Genomic DNA, 12,150 nt, shown 5'->3' with positions numbered 1-12,150 from the left:
CAAACCTACGTGCCGCCAGCTTGCGTAGCGCCCCGTGTACCTCCTAAACTTACCGGAAACCAGAAACATTCCGGGTAGCGGCGGCCCGGAAAAATATGGGAGTTAGGCCCGCTCCATATAAATGTGCGGAATGCCGTCTTCCAGGTACATTTCCCCGCGCTGCTCGAAGCCGAAGCCCTGGTAAAACTTAGTCAGGTACTGCTGGGCCCCGATTTTAATGGGCTGGGGACCAAACAGCTGTGCGCAGTGCGCAATGGCCTGGCGCATCAGCTCCTGGCCCAGGCCGTAGCGCCGGAAGGCCGGCGCCACCACCACCCGCCCGATGCTGACCTGCGCGTAGCACTGGCCCGCGTCGAAGAGGCGGGCGTAGGCGGCCAGCTGGCCCTCGGGCGTGTAACCCAGCAGGTGGTAAGCCACCTGGTCCTGACCGTCGATATCCTGAAACGGACAGTTTTGCTCCACAATAAAAACCTCGGTGCGCAGCTGCAGCACGGCGTAGAGCTCGGGCAGGGTTAGGTCGGCGAATGGTTTGCTGGTCCAGGTCAGGGTCATGATGGCAGGAGGGAAGAAGGCAGCAGCTGAAAAAGCGATTAGCGCACTTTCTTCAGCCATTTCAGGGCCGCCTGAATTTTTTGGTCGGCCGCAAAAGTAGCAAAGTTGTCCCCACCGATAATCTCCACGTCGGGCCGGAGCTGGTCGGTGTACGCTTTGCCGTTGCGGTCTACCTCGTACGATTCGGCGATGGTGAGGCCTGCGCCGCCGGGCAGCTTGTGGCCGTCGTTGGCGGTGGTATAGCCGGCCGAGGGCTCCCCGAAGCTGCGGGTGTTGGGCCGGCCTACCAGGCTGATGGCCACCACTTCGCCGGCACTGGCCGTGCGCCCGCTCAGCAGCACCGCAATGGGCACGTTCGGGCGCGGGCTGCGGCACTTATCCTGGACCTTGGATACTCGGGTGGTATCCAGAAACAGATTGCCCTGGCGGATAATCCACATCGGGCCGGGGGCGGCACTGCCTTCCACGAAGCCGCCCAGCGTACCATCGCCGAGCAGGGTGCCCAGCCCGGCCAGCATCGGGTACATATTGCCGCCGGTGTTCAGGCGCAGATCAATAATCCAGCTTTTGACGGGCTTGCCCGGCAGGGCGCAAATGGAGTCCCGGATAGCCTGGGCGTTTTCATTGAGGCGGCTCATGCCGAAGTCTGAATTGCCCGGTAGCAGGATATAGCCCACGTTTTTGCCGACGCGCCGCACCCGCACCCCGGGTTTCTTCTTGAGCTCGTCGAGCACGGCCGTGTTGGTGTAGGCCGCGGCCGGTTTCTGCCAGCCGTACTTTTTGCCCTTGAAGCTGTACCAGCCGTGGTGGTCGTCAATTTGCTCGAACAGAAAGGGGTACACCGGCGTCAGGGCCTCGTAGGTAGTGGCCCCGGCCGCGCGGGTGTACGCCGCCTCGCGCAGCTTGGGCCAGTCGACTCGGGCCCGGTGCAGGGCGTGCTGCTGCAGCAAGTCCAGACTCTTATCGAGGTAGACCTTCACGCTGTCGGTGATGTTATAGGAATTGTGCTGAGCCGCGGCGGAGTGGCCCGCCAACAAAAAAAAGAGGCCGGCTAGTACGTTACGCTGCATAAATACAAGGAATACGAAAACTGTTAGGGGGCGCAAGCTACACGAATATCTTCGCTTAAAAACCGGTAGGTGGGCCGTTGTGCCAGCCCGAACCGCAGTAAAAAAGCCCGGCGCTCAGTTAGAGCCCCGGGCTTTTTCAAAACCGAGCCAACAGGCGTACCTATGCCGCCGTAGCCGACGACCGTTCAATTTTCTGCAGCAGCTTCTCGATTTGGTCGGCGTAGATGTCGACTTGCTCCAGGCCGGCGCGCGACTCTTCGATGTGGCCGCGCTGGTACTGGGTTACGAGTTTCTGGCTGGCGTTGAGCATGTTCTGAATGGCGCGCTCAATCTCCAGCACCTCGGGCCGGGTGCTGTACTTGGGCTTTACCACGGCCGTCAGCCACTGGGCCAGCGGATTGTCGCGCAGGGAGAAAAGGGACGGGTCGGCTTCGCGCACCCCGTAGAGCACGGAGCGCAGCCGCGACTTAAACAGGACCTGCTTGATACGGGCCTGTTGGAAATCCAGAGCGGTTATATCCATGGCTGTGGGGAAATGGGGCCCGAGGGCAGAGAAACTAGAGCCATGGAATTAGGAAGCATGCGTCGCACCCCCCTCACTTCTTTCAATCGACTTGCGGGCCTGCACCAGGTCGGTAACGTCGTAGGCAAACACGGTGATGCCGGCTTTTTGGCCGTGCTCGGAGAACTGCTGGTAGGTAAAGTTCAGGAACAGCTGCCGGGCCGCGGTGCCCTCGGGGCCTTCTACCATGATGGAAATTTCGTCGCCATAGAAAGTTTCGCCGGTAGTATATACGTTGTTGAGCAGGTCTACGAAACCTTGCTCTACTACCTCTGGCAGGGCCTCCACCACGGTTTTGCCCACCAGCTGCCGACCCCGGAACAGCTCCTGATAGCGCGGATTTACAAACTCGAACAGGTGCTCGGGGCCACGCAGGATGCAGATTAGCGCCGGAGCCTGCTCAAACAGGTTGTGGAACGTTTCCTTCTGGCTCTGGGCCAGCTGATATGCCTGGTACGCCTGGTCTGACAGCGCCGACTGCTGCTCATTGGCCTCCAGGAGCTCCTGCACCAGCTGTTTCTGGTCGTGAATGTCGGTGCCGCAGCCCACCCACATAGTGATGTTGCCTTCGGCGTTGCGGCGGGGCGTGGCCCGCACCAGCACCCAGCGGTACTGTCCGTCGTGGCGGCGCAGGCGGTATTCCACCTGGTACACGGTACCCTTGATAACCGACTCGTGCCAGGTACGGGCCACGGTGGGACGGTCCTCGGGGTGCACCGAGTCGAGCCACTGCTCGCCCAGGGCTTCGGCGCTCTCCTTGCCTGTAAACGTGAGCCAGCGCTGGTTGAAAAAGTCGCGCAGGCCATCAGGGGTTGCCGTCCAGATCAGCACCGGCAAGGACTCCAGGATAAAGCGGGTGCGGTCCTGAGCTTCGGCCAGCTCTTTCTGGGCCGCCAGCCGCAGCTGCTCGGCCCGGTACTGCTCGGTTACGTTTTGGGTGCGCTGCAGAATGTAGAGCAGCTCCCCGCTCTCGTCCAGAATCGGGTAGTGCGTGGCCTGCCAGTATAGTTCCTCAAAGCCGCCGCCGCGCTCGGCCGGTACCGCCAGATCGTAGCGAATCACGGGCATGGCATGCGGCTCGCGGAAACGGCGCACGTGGTCCTGCGACTGAAAGATAATGTCGCCCTGGTTCTGGTCGACCGACGGAAAGGCGTCAAAGAAGTCGCGCCCGATAATCTCCTCCCGCTTTTTGAGCGACACCTGCTCGTGGCCGTCGGTATTGTCGATGATGGTGACGTCGGGCGTCATCAGCATCAGGTTTTCGGGCAACGACCGGAACAGCTTTTGGTAGTCGACAGCGGGGGTAGGGGCAGGCATACTGAAAGGTCGGTAGAAATGAATAACAGCCGGGAGCTTGGGCAAAGTTACGACCCAGCCGTGGAACAACCGGCCCAAACGGCAAATAATGTAGCAACATTATTTGCCGTTCGTCAGCAACTTCGCCTAGTGCTTTTCGTAGCCGGGCGGAGGCTTGCTGCGAATTGATGCTCAATTATTTGTAAATGTGGGCTTGGGCACCCGGGCAGGCTGAAAGCTCGGCAGTAGGCAAAGGCTAAGGCTCTTGCAGCGCTTGCGTAAGCTCAACTGTACCCTGGCGCGTCAGTAGCCGGGGTGAGGCGGTTGTAAACCTGTCGGCGGATGCCTTTCTTTAGGCATGAAGAAAATTATACTGGGCTTCCTGGGGGCCGTGCTACTGGTCGTGGCCGCGCTAGCCATTAATACCATCTGGTTTAAGCCTGTGTTTATCCGGCTGTTTTATGAAAAAGTGTTTGCCCAGGTCGCCTTCGACTCCCCCGAGCTGCTTTCTAGCCTGCGCCTAGTGGAAGGACTGGGAATTCAGGGTCACAACCGCAAGCTCAACGACGCCTCCGAGGCCGAGGCGACCCGCGTCCAGGAACGGCTGCGCACCGACTTGGCCACCCTGCACCGCTACGACACCACTGGCATGCGCGGCCAGGACCGGCTCAACTACCAAGTACTCGACTGGTTTATGACCAACGCGGCGGCGGCCTCGTCCTTCCGCTACCACAATTACCCGGTCAATCAGCTGTTTGGGGTGCAAAACGATTTTCCCGCTTTCATGGCCAACGTGCACCAGGTGCACAACCGCCGCGACGCGGAATACTACAACGAGCGGCTGGCGGCCGTGGGCCGTAAGTTTGGGCAGGTGCTCGAAGGCCTCCGGGTGCGGGAGCAGCGCGGCGTGGTGCCGCCCACTTTCGTTATCGACAAAGTACTGGCCGAAATGCAGGCCCTGGTGGCGCAAGAGCCCGAGCAGAACATTCTGTACACGTCGTTGGCCGAAAAGCTCAAAAAGGCCGACGGCGTCGATGCCACAGCCCAGGCCGAATTGCTGGCCGAGGCCAAGCGCCAGATCAAAACCTCGGTGTATCCGGCCTACCAGCAGCTGATTACCTACTTTACCGGGCTGCGCCCGCGCTCCACGAACGACGCGGGCGTGTGGAAATTCCCCAACGGGGCCGCTTACTACGCCCACTGCCTGCGCTCCAGTACTACCACCAACCTGAGTGCCGCCCAGATTCACGCCCTGGGGTTGCGCGAGGTGGCCCGCATTACGGCCGAAATGCAGAAGATTCTGCGGGCTCAGCAGGTGCCCGGCGCCGACAGCGTGGGCCCCACCCTGGCCCGCCTCGGCGAGGAGCCCCGCTTCCTGTACGCCGACTCCGACAGCGGCCGGGCCCAGATTCTGGCTGACTACCGCCGCATTCTGACCGAAGTCGACAAGGGCCTGGATAACGCCTTCCGCATCCGGCCCAAGGCCTCGCTGGAAGTGCGCCGGGTGCCGGTGTTCAAGGAGAAAACTTCGGCCGGCGCCTACTACGAGCGGGGCGCCCTCGACGGTTCCCGACCCGGCGTGTTCTATGCCAGTCTCTACGACGTAAAGGCCACGCCCAAGTTTGGCATGCACACGCTGGCCTACCACGAAGGAATTCCGGGCCACCACTTTCAGATTGGCATTCAGCAGGAGCTCCAGGGCTTGCCTACCTTTCGGAAGCTGGTGCCCTTTACGGCCTACACCGAAGGCTGGGCCCTGTACGCCGAGCGGGTAGCCTCGGAGCTGGGCTTTGAGCAGGACCCCTACGACAACCTGGGCCGCCTGCGCGCCGAGCTCTTCCGGGCCGCCCGTCTCGTAGTGGACACGGGCCTGCACGACCAGCGCTGGACCCGGGAGCAGGCCATCAAGTACATGCGCCAGACCACGGGCATGGCCGAGTCGGATGTGGTGGCCGAAGTGGAGCGCTACATCGTGATGCCCGGGCAGGCCTGCGCTTACAAGATTGGCATGCTCAAGATTCTGGAGCTGCGCGAACTGGCCAAAGAGCAGCTCGGCCCCCGCTTCGACCTGCGCGACTTCCACGACGTGGTGCTGCAAAACGGGGCCCTGCCGTTGGAAATCCTTGAACAGGTGGTGCAGGACTACATTCGCAGCAAAAAAGCGGCTTAGCCAGCCCAGCGGTAGAGCTAATTCTTATCAGCTCTACCGCTGCTTAATACTGCTGGGCTGGCTGGCGTGGCGCTTCCTGCCAGAAGCCATTGTTACCATATAGTGTGCATAGCGAGTATTACGCTATTTAACCAGATATTCGCCGGCGCAACCGTGGCGCTTAGCCGTCGGTGGCTGGCTTGCCGCGCTATATTGCCTGGTCTCTGTTTTTACCCGTTACATGCTTTCTTGCTTCCGCAGCCTGCGGACCCTTTGCCTCTTTTTCTTCTTGTGTGCGGCGAGCAGCCATTCGGCCCTGGGCCAAAGCCCGGCCCTGGACAGCCTGCGCCGCTTAGTCCGGCAGCCCCAGCCCGATACGAGCCGGGTGCTGCTGTTCTGTGCCATCAGTGACCAATATTGGGTGCAGCGCACCGATTCGGCTGAGGCGTATGCCCACCGGGCCCTGGCCCTGGCCCGCCGCGCCCGCTACGTACACGGGGAAGGCGAGGCGCTGAACCGCCTGGGCGCTGCCCTGCGCGAACGAAACCTGGCCCGGGCTCTGGAGTTGTTTCAGGCTTCGCTGCGCCTGGCCGAAACCCACCACGACCTGCGCCTGCAGGCCCAGAACCTGCGCAGTATCGGCATTATCTACGTGTATCTGCGCGACCGGCAGCAGGGTCTCTCGTACTATTTCCAGGCCTTGCGTATTGGAGAAAAGCTCCGCGACGAGCGGCGCATGGTCATCGAACTCAGCAACATTGGCCTGGCCTACGACCTGTATAATCAGCTCGACTCGGCCAGCTACTATCAGGAGCAAGCTTACGCCCTGGCCCGGCGCCTGCACTCGTCCACCAACTACATCCTCTACGGCCTGGGCCAAGTGGCGCGCAAGCAGGGCCGGTGGGCCCAGGCCCGCGACTATTACCAGCGCAGCATTGTAGAGTCGGCGGCCCTGGGGCACCAGCGCAGCAGCAACTTTGCCTACGTGGGGCTGGCCACGCTCTATCAGCAGCAGGGCCGCCTCGATTCCAGCATTTACTACGCCCGTCTGGGCTGCCAGGCGGCCCAGCGCAACGGCTTTCTGCGGGGTGTGCTCAATGCCAGTACCCTGCTGACCCAGGACTTCAAAACCCGCGGTTCGGCCGACAGTGCGCTAAAATACCAGACCTTGCTGCTGGCCATGAAAGACACGCTCTTCGGGCAGGAGAAGGTGATGCGCCTGCAAAATATCAACTACCAGGCCCGGCAACGGGAACAGAAGGCTGCCGCCGAACAGACTGCCCTTAAAGCTCACTACCGCACCTATGGGTTGGTGGGGCTGCTGGTGGGGCTGTTGGTGCTGGTGGCCCTGCTGGTGCGGCACTACCGGGTGCAGCAACGGGCCAACGCGGCGCTGCAGGCGTCGTTGGCGGAGCTCAAAACCGCGCAGTTTCAGCTGGTGCAGCGCGAAAAAATGGCTTTTCTGGGCGAGCTGACGGCCGGGGTGGCCCACGAGCTCCAGAATCCGCTGAGCTTCGTCAAGAAGTTTGCCGAGGTCAGTACCGATTTGGTAGACGAAATCAACGGGGCCCAGCGCCTGGCCCGCGACGGGAAGCTGGAGCGCGAAATTCTGGATGGGCTCAAGCAGAACATCATGAACATCAGCACCCATGGGCAGCGGGCCACGGCTATCATTAAGGGCATGCTGGAACACGCCCGCACCGGCAGCGCCCCACGCGAGGCCACCGACCTGAATCAGCTCATCGAGGAACAGCTGCTGTTGGCTTACCAGTCGGCCCAACACCAGCACCCCGGCTTTGCGGCCACGCTCACCCGGCAGCTCGACCCAGCTTTGCCCCCCGTGGCCGTAGTAGCTCCCGATTTGGGCCGGGTGCTGCTTAATCTGTGCACCAATGCCCTTTACGCCGTGCGTCAGCGCCAGCAGCAGCTGCCCGTCGGCCAGTACCAGCCCGCCGTGACCGTGAGCAGCCGCCAGCTGGCCGGAAGCGTGGAAATCTGCGTCAGCGACAATGGGACGGGGATTTCCGCTGAGGTACGGGCCAAGATTTTTCAGCCGTTTTTCACGACCAAGCCCGTGGGCGAAGGCACTGGCCTGGGCTTGTCGTTGAGTCATGATATTATCAGCACGGGCCACGGCGGCACGCTGGCCGTGGAGTCAGAAGAGGGCCGGGGCACCACATTCCGCATCACCTTACCGGTACGAGCATAGCAAGCTAAGCCCCAGCCTGTAACGCATGATGCCCACCTCAGTCCGAGGCGGACATCATGCGTTACAAGCGGTGTGGTAGCCCCTGTTCAAGGCTGAGTCAGCCGTTCAGCTAACTAGGTTAAAAGTTTGGCTGAGAGGCAGGTTTAGCGTTCAGCTAGCAGGGTAGGGAGTTGGCTTTAGGGTCGCCAAAGGCGTATACCCCGAGGCGTTAGCGCTATAACGCCACTCCTGCAACCATTCTACCTCTACACTACCTATGGACTACGTGCGCTTAGGGGCCTCAGGCCTTACGGTTTCCAGAATCTGCCTCGGCACCATGACCTACGGGCGCCCTACCGACCGGTGGCCCTGGGCCCTGGACGAGGAGCAAAGCCGGCCCTTTATCCAGAAAGCTTTGGAGTTGGGTATCAATTTTTTCGACACGGCCGACGTGTATTCCAACGGGGCCAGCGAGGAAGTCGTGGGCCGGGCCCTGCGCGACTTTGCCCGGCGCGACGAGGTGGTGCTGGCTACCAAAGTGTACAACCCAATGGGCCCGGGGCCCAACCAGAAAGGCCTTTCGCGCAAGCATATCATGAGCGCCATTGATGCCAGCCTGCAGCGCCTGGGCACCGATTACGTGGATCTGTACCAGATTCACCGCTGGGACTACGACACGCCCATCGAAGAAACCCTGGAAGCGCTGCACGACGTGGTAAAGGCCGGCAAGGCCCGCTACATCGGGGCTTCGTCGATGTTTGCCTGGCAGTTTGCCCAGGCGCTCTACCTGGCCGACAAGCACAACTGGACCCGCTTTATCAGCATGCAGCCGCATTACAACCTGGTGTACCGGGAGGAAGAGCGCGAAATGCTGCCCTTGTGCCAGGACCAGAACATCGGCGTGATTCCCTGGTCGCCGCTGGCGCGGGGGCTGCTCACGGGCGGGCGCAGCAAGGAGCGCAACGAAACCGAGCGGGCCCGTACCGATGCCTTCGGCAAAAGCCTCTACGGCCGTGACGACGACTTCACGGTGGCCGACCGGGTAACGGAAATAGCGCAGGAGCGGGGCTTGCCCAACGCTCAGGTGGCCCTGGCCTGGATGCTGGCCAAGCCCGTCATTACGGCTCCCATCGTGGGGGCCAGCAAGCCCGGGCACCTGGAAGATGCCGTGGCGGCTGTAGATGTAAAGCTCACGGCCGAGGAAATTCAGCGCCTGGAAGAGCCGTATCAGCCCCACCCGGTGCTGGGCTTCTCGTAAATGCACTTTCGCCCGGTCCCTTCTTCACTTTCTAGCTATGAAAACGCTTCTTATTCTTTTGCTGCTCAGTGTAGTGGCGTGTTCCCCGGTGCGGGTCGAGTCGACCAGCCAGAAGTCGGGCGTAGACTTTACGGCCTACAAAACCTACAATTTTATGGATGTGACGGCCCGCAATGAAGCGGCCTTCAGCGGTGGTAGCGGCCTGAGCATCGACCACCTCAAGCAGGCTGTAGCGCGCGAAATGGAGCGCCGTGGCTACCAGCGCGCCGATTCCCCCGACCTGTGGGTAAACATCGGGGTGATGAGTGAGCAGAAGATGCAAACCCGGGAAACTACCGTTCGGGATGCGCCCCGCTACATCGGGCAGCGCCGCTACCACTGGGAAAGTGAGCAGATACCCGTCCGGGAGTACACCGAAGGCACGGCGACGGTCGACGTCGTGGATGCGGCCCGCAACGAGCGAATCTGGCAGGGAGTGGCCGCCAGCGCCATTGGCAAGGATGCCGAAAAACTGGCGCAGCGCATCAATGAAGGAATTACGGCCATGTTTGCCGAATACCCCGTGCAGCCCCAGTAAACCGGGAAAATGGTAGGGCCGAGTCACCAAAGGCCCCGGAGCTCCGTACTACTGCTGGCGGCTGCTAGCCCGTGGCCGCCCTGCACGCTAACATTTCTACTGCCCTTTAAACTACCTCTGACGATGACCAAGAAAAAGAAATCCAACAACGCCGTTCTGATCGGGACGTCCATTGCCGCCGTGGCGGGTGCAGCGGCTTACCTGAGCTACTCCCAGGGCAGCTGGCCGTTCAAAGGCCGGGCGGCTGGCTCTGGTAGCACGCCGGGCGGCAAAATCAGCAACTCCGGTAAGGGCCAGGCCAACGTCGATGTGGCTCTGACCAACGAGGTAGCCAGCTACACCGAGCACAACCCTAACAACGCCACCGACTTCACCGACGACGGTGCTACCGGTAACGCCGACTAGGGCCCTTGCCACAAGTAGGTTCTGTTGTGCACGGCGGAAGTGAACTGAGCTAACGGGACTTTTGTATCATTGCAGACACTTTTTGCTGGCTTCTATGACTACAAGATTCTTTGCTACCTTTTTACTGGCGGCCGCCCTGCTGAGCAGCTGCGAGGACGAAACCGTAACGCCCACCACTACTACGACGGACACCGAATCTTCTATAACCGTGAACGTTTCGGAGAATGGAGCCGCTCCGTATCTGCTCAAATCAGCGCAGGTTGTTAGTGCCAACTACAAGTCGGCCGCTACTTCCCTGACGCTAAGCGGCAAGCTCAGCAACGGGCAGAGTATCCGGCTCGAATTCAGCCGGACGCCAAGCAGTACTGCTCCGGCCAATTCGACCAACGAGCTGAGAGCTGTGCTGGGTTCAACGGTAGGTACCGACGCAACGGGCACGACCTCCTATGACGCCCAAAAGAAACAAGCTTCCGGTTCTTTCTCGGCTACCTTCCCCACTATCGGCCCAATTACGGGTTCGTTTGCCGGAGTGCCGGTTCCATAAGCTGGTCTGGCAACCAGATAATCTTATAAAAAAAGCCCTGGCGCATGCGCCAGGGCTTTTTTTATGATCTGCCCCAGGCCTTACTCCAGCTTGTTCGCTGGTTTACTATCACAAACGATTACGGTAGATTATTTAGCTCAAAATGGCTTTTGACCTGCTTTAGCTGGTCCGGTGGCACTCTATATTTGAGAAATGGGTCAGCCCGTTGCCGCCACGTTCCAGAGTCCGGAAAGGCCCTGTGACCCGGTAAGCAGCCCACTCCTTAACCGCCAACAACCCCCGCTCAGCGTATGCCTGCCCACCCCCCGAAAAACCTGGCTTCCCTAGTCCTGCTAGCTTCCTGCACCTTGCTGGGTGCCTGCCAGAGCGAAACAGCCAAAACCGACGCCGCCAGCACCGAAGCAGCCCCCACGGCTGCCGCCCAGCCCGATTCCGCAGGCAAAAAGTACCTGGCCCAGCCCTTAGTAAAAGACATCTATACGGCTGACCCCTCGGCCCACGTTTTCAACGGCCGGATCTACATCTACCCGTCGCACGACATTGAAACCGGCATGCCGGAGAATGACAACGGTGACCATTTCGCCATGCGCGACTACCACATTCTGTCCATGGACAGCATTGGCGGTAAAGTCACCGACCACGGCGTAGCCCTCGATATCAAAGACATTCCCTGGGCCGGCCGTCAGCTCTGGGCCCCGGATGCCGCCTTCAAAGACGGTACGTATTATTTGTACTTCCCCGTGAAGGACAAGCAGGATATCTTCCGCATCGGGGTGGCCACCAGCAAGTCGCCCACGGGCCCGTTTAAGGCCGAGCCCAAGCCCATGGAAAACAGCCTGAGCATCGACCCAGCCGTATTCACCGACACCGATGGGCAAACCTACATGTACATGGGCGGCATCTGGGGCGGTCAGCTGCAGCGCTGGCGCACCGGCAAATACGACGGCAGCAAGCCCAAAGAGCAGGAGCCAGCCGCCAGTGAGCCTTCCGTGGGCCCGCGCGTAGCCCGCCTCGGCGCCGATATGAAGCAGTTTGCCGAGCCCGTGCGCGAAGTCAAAATTCTGGACAAGGAAGGCAAGGTGCTGCTTTCGGGCGACAACAACCGCCGCTTTTTCGAAGGCGCCTGGATGCACAAGTACCAGGACAAGTACTACCTCACGTATTCCACCGGCGACACGCACTTCCTGGCCTACGCCACGGGCACTTCGCCCTATGGCCCCTTCACCTACCAGGGTACCTTCATGAATCCCGTGCAAGGCTGGACCACCCACCACTCCATCGTGGAAGTAAAGGGTAAGTGGTACATTTTCTACCACGACACCCAGCTCTCGGACAAAACCTGGCTGCGCAACGTGAAAGTCACCGAACTCAAGCGCGGCACCGACGGCAGCATAGCCTTGCTTAACCCGTAATCATTGCTCTACTACCCCGGAAAAAGCCGCCTGGACGTTGATTCAGGCAGCTTTTTCCTGTGGTAATAAGTTATACTCCCCCGTGTCCTTGCGAGGAACGAAGCCATCCGGCCTGGGCGCAGGTAGTCATGCTCTTT

11 protein-coding genes are annotated in these 12,150 nt (G+C 60.7%); 7 read left to right on the top strand and 4 right to left on the bottom strand.

The window, feature by feature from the left end:
• Nucleotides 1–102: 102 nt before the first annotated feature.
• From MUN80_RS22845 to MUN80_RS22830, 4 genes are all read right to left on the bottom strand, one after another.
• The gene (locus MUN80_RS22845; RefSeq protein WP_244716678.1) at nt 103–552 is read right to left on the bottom strand and encodes a GNAT family N-acetyltransferase; all 450 of its coding nucleotides are present in this window, start codon (nt 550–552) and stop codon (nt 103–105) included.
• Between the two features lie 38 nt (nt 553–590).
• Nucleotides 591–1,622, bottom strand: a complete 1,032-nt coding sequence (locus MUN80_RS22840; protein ID WP_244716677.1) for a S41 family peptidase — start codon at nt 1,620–1,622, stop codon at nt 591–593.
• A 160-nt stretch (nt 1,623–1,782) separates the two neighbouring features.
• Nucleotides 1,783–2,145 (bottom strand): hypothetical protein, encoded by a 363-nt coding sequence (locus tag MUN80_RS22835; protein WP_244716676.1) that lies wholly within the window; start codon nt 2,143–2,145, stop codon nt 1,783–1,785.
• A 48-nt stretch (nt 2,146–2,193) separates the two neighbouring features.
• Nucleotides 2,194–3,501, bottom strand: a complete 1,308-nt coding sequence (locus MUN80_RS22830) for a PAS domain-containing protein (protein ID WP_244716675.1) — start codon at nt 3,499–3,501, stop codon at nt 2,194–2,196.
• A 337-nt stretch (nt 3,502–3,838) separates the two neighbouring features.
• On the opposite strand from MUN80_RS22830, the gene MUN80_RS22825 reads away from it, so the two are divergent.
• From MUN80_RS22825 to MUN80_RS22795, 7 genes are all read left to right on the top strand, one after another.
• Nucleotides 3,839–5,650, top strand: a complete 1,812-nt coding sequence (locus tag MUN80_RS22825) for a DUF885 domain-containing protein (RefSeq protein ID WP_244716674.1) — start codon at nt 3,839–3,841, stop codon at nt 5,648–5,650.
• Between the two features lie 220 nt (nt 5,651–5,870).
• Entirely contained in the window at nt 5,871–7,838 is a 1,968-nt protein-coding gene (locus MUN80_RS22820) for a tetratricopeptide repeat-containing sensor histidine kinase (protein WP_244716673.1), read from the top strand.
• A 256-nt stretch (nt 7,839–8,094) separates the two neighbouring features.
• Nucleotides 8,095–9,075 (top strand): aldo/keto reductase, encoded by a 981-nt coding sequence (locus MUN80_RS22815; RefSeq protein WP_244716672.1) that lies wholly within the window; start codon nt 8,095–8,097, stop codon nt 9,073–9,075.
• Between the two features lie 37 nt (nt 9,076–9,112).
• A complete protein-coding gene (locus tag MUN80_RS22810; protein WP_244716671.1) occupies nt 9,113–9,652 on the top strand; it encodes a DUF4136 domain-containing protein in 540 nt (179 codons plus the stop codon).
• 123 nt (nt 9,653–9,775) lie between these two features.
• Complete coding sequence (locus tag MUN80_RS22805) at nt 9,776–10,057, top strand: hypothetical protein (RefSeq protein WP_244716670.1); 282 nt, start codon at nt 9,776–9,778, stop codon at nt 10,055–10,057.
• 94 nt (nt 10,058–10,151) lie between these two features.
• Nucleotides 10,152–10,601 carry a hypothetical protein gene (locus MUN80_RS22800; RefSeq protein ID WP_244716669.1) on the top strand — a complete coding sequence of 150 codons (450 nt, stop codon included), beginning with the start codon at nt 10,152–10,154 and terminating at the stop codon, nt 10,599–10,601.
• A 290-nt stretch (nt 10,602–10,891) separates the two neighbouring features.
• Nucleotides 10,892–12,013, top strand: coding sequence for a glycoside hydrolase family 43 protein (locus MUN80_RS22795; RefSeq protein WP_244716668.1), 1,122 nt, complete (start codon nt 10,892–10,894; stop codon nt 12,011–12,013).
• Nucleotides 12,014–12,150: the final 137 nt, after the last annotated feature.

This window comes from Hymenobacter cellulosivorans (assembly GCF_022919135.1).
GTDB lineage: Bacteria > Bacteroidota > Bacteroidia > Cytophagales > Hymenobacteraceae > Hymenobacter > Hymenobacter cellulosivorans.
The sequence above is the reverse complement of the archived record's forward strand: the minus strand, read 5'-3'. Positions and strand labels throughout refer to the sequence as shown.